The 20,383-nt window shown below is 57.5% G+C and carries 8 protein-coding genes and 8 pseudogenes; 13 read left to right on the top strand and 3 right to left on the bottom strand.

What is annotated here, in order from left to right; all coding sequences use genetic code 11:
- Positions 1-77: 77 nt before the first annotated feature.
- Positions 78-272: pseudogene (locus AC0L3I_RS35695) on the bottom strand (transposase zinc-binding domain-containing protein); the annotation flags it as partial.
- A 12-nt stretch (positions 273-284) separates the two neighbouring features.
- The gene (locus AC0L3I_RS35690; RefSeq protein WP_473530074.1) at positions 285-1,145 is read right to left on the bottom strand and encodes a tyrosine-type recombinase/integrase; all 861 of its coding nucleotides are present in this window, start codon (positions 1,143-1,145) and stop codon (positions 285-287) included.
- A gap of 238 nt (positions 1,146-1,383) precedes the next feature.
- Here AC0L3I_RS35690 and AC0L3I_RS35685 point away from each other — a divergent pair.
- The 6 genes and pseudogenes from AC0L3I_RS35685 to AC0L3I_RS35660 form a co-directional block, all read left to right on the top strand.
- A pseudogene (locus tag AC0L3I_RS35685) lies at positions 1,384-1,726 on the top strand (transposase); the annotation flags it as partial.
- Positions 1,727-1,854: 128 nt separating this feature from the next.
- Positions 1,855-2,791: pseudogene (locus AC0L3I_RS35680) on the top strand (transposase).
- Between the two features lie 757 nt (positions 2,792-3,548).
- Positions 3,549-4,802 carry a methylaspartate ammonia-lyase gene (locus AC0L3I_RS35675; RefSeq protein ID WP_473530073.1) on the top strand — a complete coding sequence of 418 codons (1,254 nt, stop codon included), beginning with the start codon at positions 3,549-3,551 and terminating at the stop codon, positions 4,800-4,802.
- 17 nt (positions 4,803-4,819) lie between these two features.
- Complete coding sequence (locus AC0L3I_RS35670) at positions 4,820-5,971, top strand: CaiB/BaiF CoA transferase family protein (protein WP_473530072.1); 1,152 nt, start codon at positions 4,820-4,822, stop codon at positions 5,969-5,971.
- A 141-nt stretch (positions 5,972-6,112) separates the two neighbouring features.
- Positions 6,113-7,027 (top strand): HpcH/HpaI aldolase/citrate lyase family protein, encoded by a 915-nt coding sequence (locus tag AC0L3I_RS35665; protein ID WP_473530071.1) that lies wholly within the window; start codon positions 6,113-6,115, stop codon positions 7,025-7,027.
- Between the two features lie 173 nt (positions 7,028-7,200).
- Positions 7,201-7,359 (top strand): annotated as a pseudogene (locus tag AC0L3I_RS35660) (LysR family transcriptional regulator); the annotation flags it as partial.
- Between the two features lie 15 nt (positions 7,360-7,374).
- Here the strand turns inward: AC0L3I_RS35660 and AC0L3I_RS35655 are convergent.
- Positions 7,375-7,604 (bottom strand): annotated as a pseudogene (locus AC0L3I_RS35655) (IS3 family transposase); the annotation flags it as partial.
- Between the two features lie 142 nt (positions 7,605-7,746).
- Between AC0L3I_RS35655 and AC0L3I_RS35650 the strand changes: the two are divergent.
- From AC0L3I_RS35650 to AC0L3I_RS35620, 7 genes and pseudogenes are all read left to right on the top strand, one after another.
- A complete protein-coding gene (locus tag AC0L3I_RS35650) occupies positions 7,747-8,079 on the top strand; it encodes a hypothetical protein (protein ID WP_473530070.1) in 333 nt (110 codons plus the stop codon).
- A 111-nt stretch (positions 8,080-8,190) separates the two neighbouring features.
- The gene (locus tag AC0L3I_RS35645) at positions 8,191-8,340 is read left to right on the top strand and encodes a methyltransferase domain-containing protein (protein WP_473530069.1); all 150 of its coding nucleotides are present in this window, start codon (positions 8,191-8,193) and stop codon (positions 8,338-8,340) included.
- Between the two features lie 1,869 nt (positions 8,341-10,209).
- Positions 10,210-17,487 (top strand): SDR family NAD(P)-dependent oxidoreductase, encoded by a 7,278-nt coding sequence (locus AC0L3I_RS35640; protein WP_473530068.1) that lies wholly within the window; start codon positions 10,210-10,212, stop codon positions 17,485-17,487.
- A 539-nt stretch (positions 17,488-18,026) separates the two neighbouring features.
- The gene (locus AC0L3I_RS35635; protein WP_473530067.1) at positions 18,027-18,644 is read left to right on the top strand and encodes a 4'-phosphopantetheinyl transferase family protein; all 618 of its coding nucleotides are present in this window, start codon (positions 18,027-18,029) and stop codon (positions 18,642-18,644) included.
- 399 nt (positions 18,645-19,043) lie between these two features.
- Positions 19,044-19,242: pseudogene (locus AC0L3I_RS35630) on the top strand (transposase); the annotation flags it as partial.
- Between the two features lie 127 nt (positions 19,243-19,369).
- Positions 19,370-19,576: pseudogene (locus AC0L3I_RS35625) on the top strand (IS110 family transposase); the annotation flags it as partial.
- 333 nt (positions 19,577-19,909) lie between these two features.
- Positions 19,910-20,306, top strand: a pseudogene (locus tag AC0L3I_RS35620) (ATP-grasp domain-containing protein); the annotation flags it as partial.
- Between the last annotated feature and the right edge of the window lie 77 nt (positions 20,307-20,383).

The raw sequence follows: 20,383 nt of genomic DNA, 5'->3' as shown, positions 1-20,383 counted from the left end.
GAGCCGGGTTGGCGGCGGCGGACACAAGAGCGCGATCAAGTCGCCGCCAGCTCCCCATTACTGGATCTGCCCATAAGACAGGAATTGTAGGCCACGCGGATCGCCCCGCAGGACCGGCAGCCCTCGACATGGCCGCCCAGTTCGGCGGTCCGGCACAACTCGATGGCGCTCATCGTACGGCGCTCGACGCGTCCGAGATGACCGTCATGAGCCTGCCGATACGCCTCGCCATGGCGGCGGAAGATATCCGCCACCTCCAGTCTCGCCGACATGGGCGGAACCGATCAGCCCGGCGGCACGACTTCGATGTTCAGCCGGTCGAGCGGGCTTGTCGTGCGCCGGATGAGGCCGTTCGAGACCTTGGTATAGCGCGCCGTCGAGGACAGATTGTTGTGGCCGAGCAGCACCTGGATAATGCGAATGTCGGTGCCGTTCTCCAGCAAATGCGTGGCGAAGCTGTGCCTGAGCGTGTGGACCGTCACACGCTTGTCGATGCCGGCGGCCGCACGCGCCGAGCGGCAGGCCGAATACAGCACCTGCACGTCGATGGGGCGATTTGCATCCCGGCCCGGAAACAGCCAGCCCTGTGGCTTCGCCAGCCGCCAGTAGACGCGCAGGATGCGCAGAAGCTGCGCCGACAACATCACGGTGCGGTCCTTGCCGCCCTTGCCGTGCTCGACCCGGATGACGCCGCGTTCGCTATCGATGTCGCTGACCTTCAGCCCGACGGTCTCCGAAGCGCGAAGGCCGGCGGCATAGGCCGTCGTCAAGGCGGTGCGCGTCTTCAGGCTCGGCACCGCCTCGAGAAAGCGGACAACCTCGTCGGCGCTGAGAACCACCGGCAGCGTGCGTGGAGCGCGGGCATAGGCGATCCGCTCGGGGATCTCGGCATGACCCAACGTCACGCCGTAAAAGAACCGCAGTGCGCACACCGTCTGGTTCAGCGCCGGCCACGAGATTCCGGTCGAGACCAGATGCACCTGGAAGGCGCGAACATCCTCCAGGTCAAGCCGGTCCGGGGATCGGCCACAGTAGCGGGAGAACTTCGCTACCGCGTGCACGTAGGATCGTTGCGTGGCCGGCGACAGATTGCGGATCGTCATGTCCTCGATCATGCGCCGGCGAAGCGGGCTCAACTCGGCCATCTCATTGCTCCTGTTCTCAAGGTTGCGCTTCAACAGCAGCAATCCTTCAAAACAGAAGCGTCATCCGCAAACCGGTGCACCAAATGCCGCGTCAGCGGCTTCGTTCAATCCTGATTGTAAACAGGCCTTAGTAGTTCTCGCCTGACATAGGGGTCCGGCTTAGATCCCTCTGTGCGACGCGCGTGCGAGTATAACGCATGCGCACAGGAGCATCGCTACCCCGTTTCGTCATGCATCGACCGGCAAGTCCAAGACCTACGTCAGGTGCTGGCAGGAGCCTTTCGCCGCGGCAGGCTTCGAGGGGCTGCTGCGCGACAAGACGCGGCCTTCGCCCCTCTCGGTCCAGAAGTGGCGGTACGCGTGGTGGCGCTGACGTTGCAGGACCGCCGGGCGAAACGACCCAATGGACCGCCGATATAATGGCGCAGGCCGCCGGCACCAGCGCCAGCGCCGTGCGTTGCATCTGGAAGACGCATTGGCTGCAACCACAACCGGTGGCGCAGTTCAAGCTCTCCAACGATCCGCAGTTCGTCGACAAGCTGTGCGACATCGTTGGCCTCTATGTCGATCCGCCGGCCCATGTGCCGACGAGACGAGATCCCATGGGAGTGGATAGCGACCGACGCTCTGGCAGAGTGAGGTCGCTGACACAGCCACTCTAGAGGCGACCATGCAAATTATCACTGACTGACCCCAAGCGCCGACCGCTATCCGCACCGATCTTGCCGCGATTTTCGTCTCGTTGGAACTTAGGCGATCGACGTGGCTGATTACATCTCTGTCGCCGGGCCGCGGAGAAAAGATGTCGAAGCATACGGTTCGTAGCGGCGATGTCGCTGGACTGGGGGGCGCGGTTCTCTCAGCTCAAGCACAAGGTGCGGGTCCGCACGCGCCCTCTGAAGCGAGCTGATGTCTTGATTGGCGGCACCAGCATGGCATCGCGCGGTCACTGCCACGCAGCCAAGAAGCGGGCTCGCAAAATCCAGTTCACGCGCGGTCGACCCGACCGGGTCCAACTCTACCGCGAGCTGATCGCAATCACCCGTGCGACCTTGGCCTATCTGGAGCCCTGTGGCACATCCAGGTTCGCCATTATCGGCCGCTGGTCGAACGGATCATCAGACAGAGCGAGCGGCGGGTGTTGGCCGCCGAGCCGGTGGCCGCCGGCGAGAAGTTGGTCAGCCTGTTCGAAGAGCATGCTGATATCATCGTCAAAGGCAGCCGCGATACCGAAAACGGCCACAAGCTCAACCTCACACGACAGGAGCGGCATGATCCTCGATCTGATGATCGAAGCAGGCAACTCAGCCGACAGCGACCGCTTGCTGCCGATGTTTTTGCGCCACTTCGCCCTCTATGGTCAGGTACCACGGCAGGCGGCCGCCAACGGTGGCTTCGCCACTCGCGCGAACCTGGCCACGGCGAAAGTATGGGCGTCTGAAAATCGAGGACATGGTCGAAGCAAGTGGGTCGATCGCACGCTGCGCAACTTCCGCGCCGGCATCAAGACCGGCATTTCATGCCTCAAGCGCGCTTACGGTTTGGTGCGTTGCACTTGGCGCGGCCTCGATCACTTCACGACCTACGTCTTGTCCTCGGTCGTGGCCTACAACCTCGTCATCTTCACCCGCCTCAAGCCGACCTGAACTGCCCCCGGGATCGCAGGTTTGCCCCGAGCTGACCCATGCGGCCGCCACCGAACGCGCCGGCGACACTATTTTGGCGACAAACAGCACTCTTCGGCCCTCCGCGCCTTCAAGCCGCTGTCAGCCAGCGCGCAACTCGTTGTAAACGCACTGAAATAGGCACGTTTATGAACGGAAACTAATTTAGACTAGCGCGGGATGACATTCCATTTTACGACGGGTCTTTGGATGGAGGGCTGGAGCTTCGTGATGACCGAAATGTTCTCATTACCGAGACCGGAATGGAGTGCTTGGCCAACGTCCCCTGCAACTGTTCGTCAAAAACTAATGCGGCCGGACGAGGCGTGCATTGGTGCTTTCGCTCTGGCAGCTCCTGCGGCAAATGAGAAACTGCCGGTGAATGAAATGTCAGACGCTTGATCGAAGACGCAAAACGCATACTTGAAAAACTGGCCCACGCGTCGAACTTCGATATGGCGGACTATATGGCTGCGCGAGGTCGATTACGCATTTGATGGAGCTCGCCGAAAAGCTGAAGGGCCGAGCGATGGCAGGAAGTCGCTTTGACCCCACCGGGCGGACGGTACTCAACAGCGTCAGGCCACAGATTCCCTTGGGTTTGCCGGCCATCTGAAAATGCGATAGCACCATCCGGGACATTATATTGGCGACCACGATGCCAAATAGCACATACTGGTGGACAGGGTTCTTACCCCACCTTCCTTCAAAATAGTCCCGCAAAAATCGAGCGAAGCAATTGCAGATAAAAGACGTCCTCCTCGCACCCGGCAGCGGTGGATTTTTCTATGACGACCAGGCTGCTATAAGGGCGGGAGCCTCGCAGGACGGCTTCATCTATCTCGGCGAACCACTAACGCCCGGTTTCACCTCTATGCGCGTTCCGGCGTCTTCGCTCAGCATTGGGCTTGTCCTTGTCGACGACACCGTCGTCTGGGGTGACATGATGAGTGTTCAATATTCTGGAGCCGGTGGACGCGATCCACTGTTTAACATCAAACAAATCTCGGATCTGACGGCGCGAATCATAGTACCTCGACTTCTCGAGGTTGATGCGTCTCGCTACCTTGAAGCCTGCCGAAAGGTTTTGAAGCCATTCGAACAAGAGCGGCTGCCTCTTGCGCTTGAGTACGGAGTCAGCCAGACGCTGCTTCGAGCCGCGGCCCACCTCCAGCGAGCCACCATGGCAGAGGTCGTATGCGCTGAATTTGACTTACCGCTGCCGACGCGCAGAGTCCCGATTTACTGCCAGAGCGGCGATGCTCGCGAAATCAACGTGGACAAAATGATCCTGAAGTCAGTGGATGTTCTTCCCCACGGCCTGATCAACTCGCGGCAGAAATTCGGCGTCGGCGGCGAGGCCTTTATGGAGTTCGTGAGGTGGGTTGCAACGCGCACGCGCCAAATCGGCCGCCCGGGGTATCATCCGGTGCTGCATTTCGATGTGTACGGCTGGATCGGCCAGGAAATCGGCCTGGAGCCGCAACGGATCGCTGACTTCATCTGCAAGGTCGCGGATACCGTTCCGGGTTTCACGCTCAACGTCGAGTCCCCTGCGGATTTTGGCTCCACAGAAGCTCAGATCGACAACTACGCCCAGATCGTATCGATTTTGGATGAAAGAGCTTCCAGCGCACGCATCGTCGTGGATGAGAGATGCAATACGCTTGAGGATATCAGGCTCTTTGCCAAAGCGAAAGCGACGCATCTCGTCCAAATCAAGACCCCCGATGTCGGCTCAATTGCCGACACAGCACGTGCCGTCCTCCTCTGCAAGGCGAACAAGGTGGGAGCTTATGTCGGAGGAAGTTGCACCGAGACGGATCTCTCCGCCCGGGCTTCGGTCCACGTATCGGTGGCGACGCAGGCCGACATGATGCTTGCAAAGCCCGGAATGGGTGTCGACGAGGCATTCTCAATTGTTGGGAATGAACAGAACCGGTTGCTTGCAATGCTGAACCGTCGTCGGGCTAAAACGGAAAACGTTGGGTGAAAGCGCGGTGTATCGCCATGCAGAATTGCCTTGAGGGGATCACTGTCGTTGCCGTGGAACAGGCGGTTGCCGCGCCCTACGCGTCGTCGCGCCTTGCGGACGCAGGCGCCCGGGTGATCAAGGTCGAGCGGCCCGAAGGGGACTTTGCCCGAAACTATGACAAGTTGGTGCAGGGGCAAAGCGCCTACTTCGTCTGGCTTAATCGGGGTAAGGAGTCAGTTTGCCTAGACCTCAGGTCGGAGGCGGACCGTGACATTCTGCAATCGCTCATCGCCGCTGCTGACGTCTTCATCCAAAACCTGAAGCCGGGCAGCATCGAAAAACTGGGTTTCGGGTCTGCTGATCTCCGTCGACGCTTTCCGCAGCTGATCACCTGCGATATCTCCGGGTTCGGGGAGGGGGGGCCGTTTTCCCATCTGAAGGCTTACGATCTTATCGTACAAGCCGAGACAGGTTTGTGTGCGATCACGGGAACGCAACACGGGCCGGCGCGGGTGGGAGTATCGGTTTGCGACATTTCGGCAGGCATGACGGCCCATAGTGCCATTCTTCAGGCGCTGTTCCATCGGGAGCGGACAGGTGAGGGCGCCCGCATACAAGTTTCGCTATTCGATGCTGTGGCCGACTGGATGAACGTACCTGTTCTGCAGCATGACCATAGCAGCTACGAGACGGTGCGCGCCGGCGTGAACCACCCGTCGCTGGCACCCTACGGTGCCTACCGTTGCGCCGATGGCAAGGACGTCATCTTCTCCGTTCAGAATGACCGGGAATGGGTGAACTTCTGCGACAAATTCCTCAAGCAGCCCGAGCTCACGCGCGAGCCCGGGTTTGCCGATAATATGGAGCGGCTCGGTAGCCGTGCTCGCCTCAATGAGATTGTCGAACGGCGTTTTTCTGAACTATCCAGCGAGGAAGCGATGCAGGAGCTTGAGGCGACTGGTCTGGCATACGGTCGTTTGAATGAGATTTCGGCTGTTTCACAGCATCCGCATGTTCGCAGAGTGCAGGTCCGCACACCTGAAGGGATTGTCGAGGCTATAGCGCCTGCGGCGATTTTCAACTCCGAGAGACCCTCGTTACGCCCTGTCCCGGCACTTGGCGCACATACGGAGGCTGTCCGCGAGGAGGTCCGAGCGCGCTTACGCCTAAGGGCTGCGTCCGCGTGAAGACTCCGTCGTCCCTTTTCGGTGACGCGCTCACAATTTACGAAACCATCGTTACTGTTGGCCTGGCCGGTCCAATTGGCCCCTAAGGAAGGTCACTTCACTGCCAAAGCACCCACGCAAATGGACAGAAGGAGCGTCCTTGTGAGCAGCGACATCGTTCCAGTCGTCCACAGCGCAGCCTCCATTCCTCGATGGAGATCCCTGCTCTTTGTTCCCGCCCACGTCTCCCGGTTCGTGGAGACAGCGTATGACCGCGGTGCAGATGGCATCATACTCGACCTCGAGGACTCGGTCCCGCAAGACCGGAAGGACCAGGCAAGGCTTCAACTTCCTGAATCCGTGACAAAAGTGGGTCGCAACGGTGCGTCGGTTTTGGTCCGCGTGAACCGTGGCCTGCGCGCGCTGGCTGCCGACCTTGAAGCAGCGGTCGTCGCAGGCGTCAAAGCGCTTGTCCTTCCCAAGGTAGAGTCTGCCGAGTGGGTGATGGAAGTCGCTGATGCCGTAACGGAACTTGAGCACGAAAGGAATCTCGACGCGGGAAGCGTTCGGTTCGTTGCCCAGATCGAAACTCCGGGGGCATTGACGAGACTCGCGGCAATAGCTTCGGCCCATCCACGGATGGCCGCGATGGCGCTTGGCCCGGAAGATTTCAGCGCGGCCGTTGGCGGGACACCAGGTCCGGAGCTTCTTCTAGGACCGAACCTTTCGGTCTTGTTCGCTGCCCGCGCGAGAGGTCTGCTGCCTCTGGGATTCGTTGGAAGTATCGGGGAGTTCTCGGACGCGCAGAAGTTCCGCGATGTCGTCATACAGGCAAGGCGGCTCGGTTTCGTCGGAGCGTTGGCAATTCATCCGACACAAGTTGCCATCCTGAATGAAGCCTTCTCGCCTAGCGCAGAGGAGTTCGAGTGGGCCCGGCGCGTGCTCGCGGCCGAAAGGGATGCTGCGGTAGAGGGTAGAGGTGCTTTTGCCTTGGACGGAAAGATGGTAGATGCCCCGGTTGTCCGGAGGGCCCGTGAAATCATCGCCATGGGTCCGAAAGCCGAGTTGGGCGTTTGAACGGCTGGTTTAGCCCAGACTCGGACGACACGACACGAAGGTCTCCACTTGCCTTGGCCGTGGATTGCCTCGGCGATTGCTGCAGCGCGGCACAATTATTGCTTTCTCGCCATCACTTTTCGAGATAGATAGGGGGAAGTTGGGGAAAGTGCCTCAGTTGGGCTCTTCAAGTCATGGAAATTAGGCAGTTAAAATACTTCGTCGGCGTAGTCGAAGCAGGCAGCTTCACGAAGGCCGCTGCGTTCCTCAATATTGCTCAGAGCGCTCTAAGCCTGCATGTGCGTCAGTTGGAGGAAGGCTTCGGCACTCAGCTGCTGATCCGCGACAGGACAATTGGATGCTGGTCGAGGCGGCATGGGCGGCTGCGCGCTCGCCCTGGTCCCGATCGCCCGCTTGCGGCCGCCACGGCGGCGAACGGCGAGCTTCTCCTCCCATAGAGCCGGAACAGCTTCTTATGGTTCACGACCAGGCCCTCCCGCCTCAGCATCACGAGAAGACGCCGGTAGCCGAACCGGCGATGCTCCTGCGCGATCGCCTTCATCCGCTCGCGAACCTTACGGTCGTCTGGTCGTAGCGAACAGTTTACGGCGACAGCCGATGGCTTTCGCCCGCCGTTCGCTCATCCCGAAGCCTTCCTTCAGGCGGGCGACGCCGGACCTTGGTTTCCTTTGCCACGTATACACAAGAACCAGTCGATATCGTTAAGGCGCGTACCCGCAATGTCGCCGGGCGCGCAGCCCGAGACGTGCAAGCAGTACAGGGATCGCCCGGAGCGGGTGCCCATTGACGTGGTGACGTCGCACGGCACGATGACCGTTCCATTTCCACCATGGAGATATAGCGCCGCAAGGCAGACAAGCGCCTTTTGCGGCACTGTCCGAACGCATGATCAAGCCGGCCCGGCCGGCTTCACGTCAGATTTTGCAATGACGCTTACGAAAAGCGTAAATAATGGAAAAAAAAATTCACAAATCTCTCCTTTCAAAACGCTCAGCCCTGCGCAAAAATCCGATGCACTGGTTTATGAAATGGAGACGAACCATGAACTGTGAAAGCAGTATTACCCTTCCTGAGCTTGAAAGATTGCCCGTATTTTAGCGATATGGTTCATCCGCTGGAGGGAAGTGACCGGGCAGTAGACGCGATTTGAGAGCTTCTTTCACTTGAACAGGGAAGATCAAGTTTTTAAACTCGTATGCGGCTATGGGCGGAGTACAAACCGATTGTCGGAAAAAGGAGCGCGGGTAACTGGACTGGATATCTCGCCAATCTTACTAAAAAGGCCGAAGTCGATGCGGCTGAACGTCGTGTAGATGTTGAGATGTTCTTGGCGATATGCGCTCACTTCCCTGGCGAGATCGGTTTGATGGGGCATTTCTATGGTTCACGACCTTTGGCTATTTCAATGAAGCGGATAATGAGAGAGTTCTTCATGAGCCGCTTCTTCACTTCGAAAGGGCGGGCGCCTCCTGATCGATCAGGACAATCGCTTCACATTCTTACACGACGAGTCGCCGACCTGCCGTGTTGTACAGCGTAACGATGATCTCAGAATCTACGTAATAAGTTATGATGCATTAACCGATCGTGAAAACATCGAAAGGATCGTCGTCCGTCATGGTGTTAGGCGGACGCGTCTTTCCATAAGATATTGAATATTTGCGCATATTGCGAAGCGCGAGCTTTGAGACTGTTACAGCATATGGGCGGAGGGAGTTCACGCCGATAGCCCGCGCCTCTTGGTTGTCGCGGTTAAATAATATAAGTGGGAGTTTAGATCCTAGTCACGCGCCGATGAGGCATAGGTTCTGTCGCCGAGCGTGCAGGATTACGGCCAAGGGATCACCTGTCTCGGCTGATAGTGGCGCTGGTGCGGGAACAACTTGATCTTCCCGGGATTGTCGGCAGCTACAGGAGCCGCCGTTCGGTCAGCGCATGATGACGGCGCTGCTATGCATGGCTACGCGAGCGGCATCTACCCGTCGCGGCGGATCGCCAGGGCGGCTTCTGAGCCGCGGAATGATGAACGTGGCGGGCCGATGCGCCGGACGTCCGCACCATCTGGGAGATCCGCAAACGGCATCTGAAGCCGCTAGTTGCGCTGTTCGAGCAGGTCTGGCAGCTTGCCGACAAGGCGGGATTGGTGAAGCTCGGGCACGTAGCGCTCGATCGCACCAAGATCAAGGCCAGCGTCCAAGCACAAAGCGATGAGTTACGAGCACATGCGCATGAAAAAGCGGGAAACGGAGCTCGACACCGAGATCGAACGCTGGCTCAAAGCCGCGGAGGCGGCCGATAGGGGGAGGACAAGCTGTACGGCAAGTAGCGCGGCAACAGCACTGCCAGCATAGGGTCGTCGAGAAGCAGAAGGCGCGGAGCTGGAAGCGCAAGCCAAGGCTGCCGTCGAAGAAGAGCGCCGCCGGGAAAAGGCGGAGGAGCAGCGCAAGGCAGAGGGCCGCAAGAAGAACGCCAAGATGCCGGCGCCACCGAAGACCGACCAGCCATCTCCACTGCCGCGCTCGGACCTGAAGCCAACCTCTTCCCAGCCCGCATTCTGCACAGTGCGACAAATTGACAGTGCCCACCGCCATTTATGTCCAACTGGTCGATGATCTCTTGCGGAGCTATTTAAGAAGGACTTGAGGCACTCTTACGTGTAGCCACACTCGTCCAAGGCGTAAGCTGATCTGGAGCAAGCATGAAATTGCTCGCGGTCGACTTCTACTGAAATTTCTAAAAGCGGTGTAATTTTAAATAGTATTAAGTCTGCGTAAAAGCATTGTACAGGCTTGACAACGTACATTCGCGAACATCGCCATATGAAAAACAAAAAGTTAACAACAATCAACTGTTATTTGCTGCGTGTCGCTGGTACATTCGGCGTCGAGAATATGGACTGATCCATCTCGGCCAGGGTTCTTTTCTCTCCTGGGAAACGTTGGCTTTATTGGAGCGTTTCGATGCAGGACGGCAGCAGCCAGTCAAGAAATCGTCCCTGATCCGATCGGACGGATCAACCCGAGGGGTGCACATATGTTCACGCCACAGGACGTCCACTGAGCGACTATCAGATATGCCCTACCAACTCGGATGCATGGAAAACTTCATTGTTAAAATGGCTGTAAATACATGAAGTTCATATGGAAACAAGTCAAAGTTAGAGATTTGAAGTGGATTGAGAAATGGAACAATCTTCTGGTAAAGCCAAAGCACTGCTCAAGGTCATAAAGATTTCACTTGATCCGTCGTATCGGATAATTTGTTTCCCTCACGGAGGGGGCGGCGTACAGTCGTTCCGTACTTGGTCTGACTATCTCCCCGACGACGTTGAGCTTATTTGCCTGGATCTTCCCGGGCGCCGCAAACGGACAGCGGAGGCCGCCATCCGCAGCATGGACGTACTGGTACCCATGGTGATTGAGGCGCTCCAGGCCTACAGCGATAGGCCTTTTGTTTTCTTCGGTCATAGCGCAGGTGCGCTCGTGGCTTACGAGATCGCCCGCTCACTGGAGGAGGTCGGTCGGCCATCTCCCTTCCATGTTGTCGTGTCTGCTCACAAGCCGGCGGATGTGCCGGCGGATGAGCCGCCCATGTATAGATATACGGACGACAAGTTAACAGATGTGATCCGTATCCTTGGCATGGTCCCAAAGGAAGCGCTGGCAAATGAGGTACTCCTCCAAGACTTTATTTTGCCGCCGCTGCGGGCTGACTTCGAACTTGTGGAGACATACGACCGAAGCTTGCCAACGCCTATCGGCGCGGCAATAACCGCGATGGGGGGAGTTCAGGACGAAACGATCACTGCCAATGGCCTGGACGAATGGGGGCGACTTACGACGTCGCGCTTTGCCCGGATTATGTTTGATAGTGATCACTTTTTCCCTTATTCCGTGACGGAGGAGGTGGTGTCTAGCCTCTTGCGCGAAGTGGACGAGGTGAAGGGACAACTTCCAGTTTCCATCCAACACGGCGAAACCCTCCCTTATACCAATCTAACTTTGCATGAGCAATTCCGCAAGCAAGCGGCTCTCGCCCCCGACAATCCTGCCATCGTGTCAGAGGCCGCGATCATCACATATCGTGAACTCGATGACCTGAGCGAGATTCTATCCAGGCACCTCCTCGGACGTGGTCAGAGCCGAGGTTCGCGCGTCGGTATCCTGATGGATACTTCGCCTGAATACGCTGTCGCGTTGTTCGGTATTCTTAAGACAGGGGCCGCTTGCGTCGTGCTTGACAAGGCGCAGCCCACGGCTGCGCTGGAGCGAATACTTGAGAAGGCAAGTGTTGAAATAGTGATCACGAACAACCGTTTCGCAGCCAAGCTTCCGCCTGACTGGTCTGGTATTGCGCTGTCGCTTGACGAGGGTTGGGAAGCACAACCCGGCAAGGCCAGTCCGGCCAATCCCCAAGCGGTGGACCTCGATGCCCCGGCCCAGATTGTATTTTCGTCTGGCACTACTGGTGAACCAAAAGGGGTGGTCTTGTCTCACCGAAGCATTGTATCCTCTCACCAGTGGCGCTATTGCGTGCTGCCATATGCGCCTGATGAACGCGACGCGGTCAATCTCTTCTTGATCGGGGAGATAATGCGCGCGATCCTCGCCGGGATTCCAGCCTATCTGATCCCTGACGACGTTATCTACGATCCGCCTCAACTAGTCGACTACTTGGAACGAAATCGAATTTCGAGAATATTACTAACCCCTTCACTGTTGGATGTGCTTCTCGGCAGCGGCTTACTCGACGTCCCCTCCCGCCTTCCAGATCTTCGATTGATCGTCCTATCAGGCGAGGTACTAACAGCAGCGTTGCTTGCGGGTGTGAGGGATGCGCTGCCGCACGTCAAAATCATCAATTACTATGGCGCAGCGGAGGCACATGATATCGCATATGTTGACTTGAGCGATATCGATCCTGCGACAATACAAAAGGTTGTGCCGGTCGGTCCGGCTCAACACAATGTCAGTGTCTATATCCTCGGAGAGCAACGCGATCCCGTCCCACTGGGCTTCTTGGGCGAGGTCTTCGTCGGCGGGGATGTCTTGGCTCATGGATATCTCGACAGCCCGGAGATGACAAGGGAAAGGTTCTTTCCCGACCCGTTCAGCGCTGATGGCAGGATGGTCCGCACTGGCGATCTTGGCCGCATGCTGCCCGGGGGTCAGTTGGAGATTATCGGGCGCTGCGCTTTCATGGTGAAAATCCGAGGATATAGCGTCGTCCCAGCGTCTGTAGAAGCCGCATTGCTGCGGCACTCCGGGGTCTGCTCCGCCGTCGTATTGCCAGAGCTCGATGCGACGACCGGCCAGCCGGATCGACTGATCGCCTATGTAGTCTTGCAGAACGGGTGCAAGGGTTGGGAGACGGCTTTGCGGGGGCATTTGAAGTCTGAGTTGCCGCACTACGCGATTCCGTCAGAGTTCATCGCTCTGAGGGAATTGCCCATTGCAGCCAACGGGAAACTTGATCGATCGCGCCTCCGCGATCTCGCGAAAGAGACGTGCGCTCCAGTGAGAGGTGCTGACGAGGTAGAATCGGCGCTTCTCGCAAGTTGGCGCGACCTGCTCCAGGCTGAGGCTGCCGATCCAGACGACAACTTTTTCGACTGTGGTGGGCACTCCCTCCTGGCTGCGCGCCTATGTACGCAGCTTCGCAAAAGTCTGAAGGTGGACCTGCGCGTAGTGGAGGTCTTCCTCAATCCTACATTTAAAGAACTCGCGGCTCTTCTTCGTAAGCGTGGCGACGAGCAGGTGCCCCCCAAAAGCTGGAGCCTCCCCAAATCACCGCCAGTCTCGACAGACAGGATGCATGTTAAGACATTCGATGGGCGACGCACTCTCGGGATAGACATTGCGGTGATTGGGATGGCCGCGCGTTTCCCTGGCGCGGAGACAATCGATGCGCTCTGGGAAAACCTCTGCCAAGGGGTGTGTTCGATCGCCCCGCTCTCCGCGCAGGAGCTCAAGGCCCGGGGTGTTCCGGAGGATGTCCTGGAGCGCGCCGATTATGTGCGCGTGGGCGCCCATCTCAACGATGTGGAACTTTTCGATCCGGATTTCTGGAATCTTTCGAGGCGCGAGGCAACATTGATGGACCCGCAGCATCGCCTATTTCTCGAATGCTGCTGGAAGGCACTCGAGGCGGCCGGATATGCGCCAACCCAGCATGAGGGCCGAACCGGAGTGTTCGCAGGTTCTTCTTCCCCCCTCTATCTACAGCACCATTTAAAAGGCGGCGGCCTCATCGATCCCACCAACGCGCCGCTCGCTTTCCTGACGGAGCTCGGCAACGAGAAGGACTACCTTGCTTCGCGCGTGTCCTACATGCTGAACCTCAATGGCCCAAGCATTGCGGTGCAAACCTCATGCTCAACTGGGTTGGTGGCGATCGCGGTCGCCGCTCAGTCGCTCGCGGCCGGCTATTGCGACATGGCGCTGGCAGGCGGCTCGAGTATCACCTTCCCTCAAGCGGGGTATCAGTTCGTCAACGACTTCATTAATTCTTCGGACGGCGTGTGCCGAGCCTTTGATGCCGATGCCAGTGGCATTGTGCTCGGAGATGGCGTAGGGGTCGTCGTTCTCAAGCGCCTTGAAGACGCGCTTGCGGCGGACGATCCGATCCACGCGGTGGTAAAAGGATGTGCCATTAACAACGATGGCCGCGCCAAATCGTCCTTCTCGGCGCCTAGCGTGCGAGGCCAGGCCGAAGTTGTGCGCCAAGCACTTGCCTCCGCGGCGCTCGGCCCTGAAGATGTGGAATATATCGAAACCCATGGGACCGGCACCAAGGTTGGCGACCCGATCGAGGTCCGCGCTCTGGCAGAGGTTTTCGCGGGGCAAGAGAAAACGGGCAACGCCTGTGCGCTCGGGTCAATTAAACCGAATATCGGCCATGCCAACATCGCCTCAGGGGTCGCGAGCTTTATCAAGACAACGCTCACCCTTCAGCACGGAGTAATCCCCGCGACCATCAAAATCAACCGGCTGAACGAGGATCTGGGTCTGGAAGACACGCCCTTCTTCATCAATGAGCAGCTTAGATCCTGGCCCCGTCGGCCAGGACACTTGCGAACTGCCGGCGTCACTGGCCTCGGTATCGGCGGAACCAATTGCCACGTCGTGCTGCAGGAATGGGACAGCGACAACGCAAGGGCTTGGCCCGGATCGATCGCACGGGGATCTCACGCCCTTTGCCTATCTGCAAAGACCCCATCGGCGCTAAGCCGGGCCTGCCGGAATCTAGCCGCGTTCCTGCGGCGTAACCGCGATATAGATCTTGGTGACGTCGCTCACACGTTACGTGTGGCGAGATGCCAGTTCGAGCATCGAACAGCCGTTGTGGCGCGCAACTTAGATATGGCCATCGCGAAGTTAGAAGAAGAGGGGGATCGTACGGCGGATCGAACCCTTTCCTCATCGTCGATTGGGTTCATGCTGCCGGGCTGCGGAGTGCAGCACACGCGAATGTTCAAGGATCTGTTCGATCACGTGCCGGACTTCCGCAATGCTTTCCTGACTTGTGCGGCCGCTAGTCGCCCGGTTCTGGATCGTGACCTGGAGGCGGTGATGTTTGGAGAAGACGACGGATACGCAACTGCTTCCTTCGAAGAAATCAGTGTAATGATTTTCTCAGTGCAATACGCCCTGGCGCGTTTGCTGGAACTGTGTGGTGTGCGTCCCGATTATCTGGTCGGACACAGCATGAGCGAATACGTCGTGGCCACCCTAGCGGGCATACTGAAACTTGAAGATGCTATTCGGCTGACGGTTGTTCGTAGCCGAGCGATGGTGAATCTTGGTATCGACGGAGCGATGCTTGCGGCCAGATGCGGCCTCAACCAAGCCGAGCGTATCCTCTTGGAGGGCGCTTGGCGTGATCGAGTTGAAGCTGGCGAGATCTGCGTTGGCGTCGTGAACTCAAAAGCCGAGGTAGTGTTCACAGGCAAGCGGGAACTTGTGGAAAGTCTTCAGGGGAGGCTCGAACAAGCAAAGATACCCAACCACCTCCTTAATGCAGCTGGCGTCGCTAGCCATTCTCCGCTGATGAAACCAGCGGCTGATATCATCGACGCGCAGGTCCGCATCCGTGAGAAACGGCTGCCGGATATGGCCATTGCTCTGAATTCAGGATCCCTGCATGGGGCGAAAGCGCCCTTACCGGAGAGCCATTGGAGTAGGCAAGCAACCGAGATAATCCGATTCGATCGCTCTCTCGAGGCCATGGTCGCGGCTGGTGTGACTGCACTGGTTGACCTCGGCCCCTCGCGCAATCTGGCGCGTTTCGCACATAGCGCGATCAATCCGGAGGATGGCAAGACCAGAATCCCGGCGATTGTTCCAGCCGCGCGCGACGAGAACGACGGAGAGTCTACTGACCGCCATGTCCTTCTGGAATGCCTCGGGGCACTCTGGGCCGCGGGTGTTGCGGTGGATTGGAAACGGGCCAGTGATCAATTGGAACCGTTCAGTACCCGCCGGCGCGTTCCCCTTCCAACGTACTCATTTGACGGTCACCGTTGTTGGCCGGACGATCAGCCTGCGGACCCGAAGCTTCCGCGGCAGCCTAGCGAGCGAGAACGGCACAGGGGGGAAGTGTTCACCTATGCGCAGACTTGGACAGAGAAAATGCTGCCCCGCGCGGTCCCCGCTGGCGGCAGTACAAAGGCGCTACGTTGGCTTCTGCTCGCCGACCGTCCGTTTGGGGCGGCGGAGCACGCGGGAGACGTACTGGCAAACAGCATCACACGGCACCTGGAGGGTGCAGGCCACGAAGTTGTCCGTGTTTGCCGTCGAGCCAAGCCCTCAAACTCGTCCCTGAAAATCAAGGGGTCCACAATCTTCATTGATCCCAACCGGGAAGGCCTGAAGGCGCTCTTCGATGCCGAAGTTGCTTCGGAGCGTCTCGCTGACCGCATTGTCTGCCTCTGGCACCTGAGCGGTTCCGCGGACGCGTGCGAAGATTCAGGCACGGTCCAGACCCATCTTTTGCGAAGCTACGACGCCATACTCGATTTGGCGCGAGTACTTTCTACGCTGGCGCTCCAGGCTCCGGTCGATCTCTGGATCGTTGCTGACAGGATGGTTCAGGTCGGCGAGGAACCTGTAGATCCCGAAAAAGCGTGCGTCTTCGGTCCCGCCATCGTGCTACCGCAGGAAAACCCAATGGTCGATTGTCGGGTTGTTGACCTGAACGTCGACGACCTGCGGGTCATCGATTTGCTCGTTGCTGAAATCGAGCGTGATGAGCCTGGCCCCGATGCCATCGTCGCGCTCCGCGGGAACCGGCGATGGGTCCCGCATTTTCCCGAGTTGGTCCTCGCCGAACAAACTCCCGCAGGAGGGGAGGTCCTCCGATCGGAAGGCGTCTATCTGATCACAGGAGTTCTCGGAAAGATTGGTCTTTCCTTGACTGAACATCTCGTAACCCTTGGGGCCACGGTCGTCGTGATAACCTGCAGTGCGGTACCCGACACTTTGGATGGCAAGTCTCCGGATCTCGATGACAATGGCTGGATGCGCCGATTGGCTGCGCTTGACGGCGCAAAGGGTCAGGTGAATCTTCGTCAGGCCGACATATCCGATTTCGACAGCCTGTCCGGCGCGCTCGACACAACGGTTCGGGAATTCGGGCGGATCGACGGGATCTTTCACGCCGCCGGACTGACCGATGTGAAGTTCCTTTCAGAGATGAAGGACATGACCTCTGCCAGTGAGTTCGCCTCCAAAGTCGTGGGGACACGCAACCTTTACGGTGCGATCCAGCGGATACAGTTGGTGCATGCGCAATCACCGGAGTTCGTGTTCCTTTTCTCGTCCCTTGCGTCCATCCTCGGCGGACCGGCGATGGCCGCCCACGCGGCGGCCAACAGGTTCATGGACGCCTTTGCACGCCAGGTGCAGGGCAAACTCGGTGTCCGGTGGATCAGTTCCAACTGGGATGACTGGCATTCCTCCTACGATGAGCAAGTGACTGCCGCGTACCAGACATGTCAGGCGAAGGATTTGGCGCTCAGTTCCGACGAGGGGATCGACGTCATCAAGCGCATACTGGCAACCGTTGACAACGGCCAGGTTATTGTAACGACGCGACCCTTGCCTCTACGCATGAGGCAATGGGTCGACCAAGTCCGGACAATCACGCCCGATGAGCAGCCGGACGAAGAGAAAAAATCTCCGCCCGAAGAAGTCAGAACAAGCAAGGATACCACGTTGAGGCATGGCGATCCAAGGAGCCTTTTCCTTGATGAAGTCAAAACTCTTCTCGGTGCCAAAGAAATAGGATTGGATGACAACTTCTTCGATGTTGGCGGAGACAGCCTTCTCGCCGCAGAACTGCAAGCTCATTTGAAGAAAAGCGATCGCTGGAGGTCACCGCAATTGGATGAGATAATTGAGGCGGCGACGTTCGGCGACCTATATGAGCGAATATGCACACGTAACTACCCGTCGCAATAACCACAGCGCAAAGAACGGGAGGATCATACCTTCTGATGCTATCCCTCACATCCGGGAGGACGATGCGGCTGCTCGATTCCCAATTGGAAGATGATTGCGGTGCGGTGGACATATCGACATATCGCGGGAAGGGCTGCTGTGACGACGAACGGAATCCCACCGGCGAGTTCCAGCCATCGCCGAAGGATCCTGGTGATCAAATCAAGCTTCACAGGGACCATTCTAGCCTCTGGAACGTTAAGTGACCGTCCGAAAAGGTCGAAAGACTTAATCGCGGATCGGATAACTAGTGTTCTGACGTCTTACGCAGCTGTCAGTGTGATGGCTGAAGCGATCCGAATCACGACATATGCCCACAACTAAGTCTGCGTGCCCCTACTAAGAGCGACAGAGCGCTGCAGCTAGTTCCCAGCGGTCTCCATGCATCGGGAACTGTTTGCCTTATCTAGCCAGCCGATTCCATTTCCGGAACGGAAAACAGGAGAAGCGGTATACATTGCGTGAGATTCCCATCCGGAAACCTCAAAGGCTGCCAATAGGTGGATATTATAAGGTTTGATCAACAGAACATCCTCGTCGGCATTCGTCCGATAGAACGCGTCGATGAGGCAGCTTTGTTCGCTTCCGAAGTTGCTGCGTTGGGACGAGCTGTTCCCAAAGTCCGTCGCCAAAGCGGTGCGGCAAGAATTATCGCCCGAACACTCCTAGGTAAACTAGGATTTCCACCGATGCCTATCTTAAAGACGCAATCTGGTGTTCCGAACTGGCCAGCCGGCATTGTTGGCTCTTTGGCCCATCACGATACAATAGCCGCCGCCGCTATAGCAGAGAAAAAGATCATCGGAGCGCTGGGTATCGACATTGAACACAATGAACCTCTTCCGGACGGTTTAATTGAGTTGGTAGCAACTTCTAGAGAGCAAAGCATATACGACTTACGTATGCTCCAGCGGAGAGACCTGTTCGTTCTTAAGGAGGCCGTCTATAAGGCGTGTTTCCCACTATGCAACGAAACTCTTGAATTTCAGGACGTCGAGATTGACATCAAGTCCAACACAGCATACGTACCAAAGGTAAATTATACTTTTTCAATTGAGCTATGCAACTCTGAAAACGTTGTCGGTTTGGCCTATCTAAAAAGATTTGATCAAAGATAGATTTGAGTTAACTTGGTGAATCCTGCCGCTGGCGCAAGGTTGGAAAGGTTAGCGTTCTTCAGCGGGCCACGATTTGCCGCTTTTGGGGGGCTGGCTCCTGATCCACCGCAGCTGAGAGAAACCGGAGAATGGCCCTAATATCTGTCATTCTGCATCGCATGTGGAGTGATGCAACAGAATTCAAACTGAATTCCGCTTCGGCAAGGCACCCGGCCGCGTATTGGCATGAAATAGGGATAACGGACCAACGAAGGAGGAGTTGATTCCGCCCGAAAGGGCGTGATCCGGATCGTTCCCGTGGGGACGATGGGCAAGGTGATCTCGTTAGCAGGCACGATCCTAGAGCGGGATCGGGAATTTGGACAGGGGCTATAATTGGAATTTCTGCCAAAACACGGCATAGAAGCCGGGAACAGGAGAGACCATGACGAACCCCCCCGCCGTAATCACAGCCCTGAGTTCAAGACGAAAGTTGCGCTTGCTGCAATCGGCGGCGAGCGGACCCTTATCGAGGTGTCGCAGCTATTCGATGTGCATCCCAACCAGATCAAGGCAATGGAAGGACCTCCTCCTGGAAAGAGCAGTTGGGGTGTTTGGCGGAATGCGAAGGCCGAACCGGCGGCACCGATTGTGGACGTTGACCTGATGTGGTGGACGGCCTCCGCTCCCGGCATCGCAATGTGCCAAAGTGTGGCTGTCGAAGGTCACATGAGGGAGAGCCGTCTATGGAGAAGGTTAGCACAATCGGTCTGGATGTCGCCAAGCACGTCTTTCAGGTGCACGGCGTGGACGCGGAGGGCGCGGTGGTTGTGCGCCGAAAGTTGCGTCGCGACGATGTCGTCGCATTCTTTGCGTCTTTGCCGGCATGCCCGATCGGCATTGAAGCCTGCGCGACGAGCCATCACTGGGCCCGCGTTCTCATGGGGCTGGGTACCGCCGGAAGGTGGAGTTTCCCGGCCCTAACACACCTCTTGGCCTCAGCATCATCATGTGAGTGAGCCTGGGGTCAAACATCTAGGTAAGTAGTAGCGCATCCAAAGCATTATGCGGTTTTCAAGCTGGTGCCGCTTGAACAGGTAACTTGATTCATTATCGGCACACGATGATAAGAAAAATTGCACCTAATTCTCAAATAAATTTACAGAATGTTTGCGAACGCAAATCGTCGGCAGTGGTATGTTCACTACAACGTCTGAGGTCAGGCACGGCAGATGCCGATTTACGCTGGGACCGCCGCATAACTCGCAACGCGGGAGTCAAAAGCCATGGCAAGAAGAGCGCTCATCCTGGTTGAAAGCGCAAGGAGCAACGGTCCTCTATACGTACAAGCGGCCCAGCGTCTTGGTCTTCATCCAATTACCCTGTCGGCTGATCCAGCTCAGTACGATTATCTTGCGGCGGAAACCATTGATGCTCTCCGCGTCGATACAGACGATCTTGATGCGCTGATCCACGAATGTTCTCGGTTGCGTGAAACCTTTGACATTGCCGGCATTACGTCCACGACGGAGTATGTGACAGCTGGCAAGGTCTGCCGGCATTTCGATCTACCGGGACCGAACCCTGATTTCGATTGAACGATGCTGCGACAAGTACACTCAACGTCAGTTCCTCGCGGAGGCGGGCGTTCCCAACTCCGCTTATCGCTTGGCTTCCAACGCCCGCGGTTGGGCTCATCGAGCGCATGGGCGCCAGCGTCGCCACACCTGCCGAGGCACGGGCAATCCTCGGAGTTAAGA

This window comes from Mesorhizobium sp. WSM4840, assembly GCF_055811755.1.
This window is presented reverse-complemented; position numbering and strand designations above follow the sequence as displayed.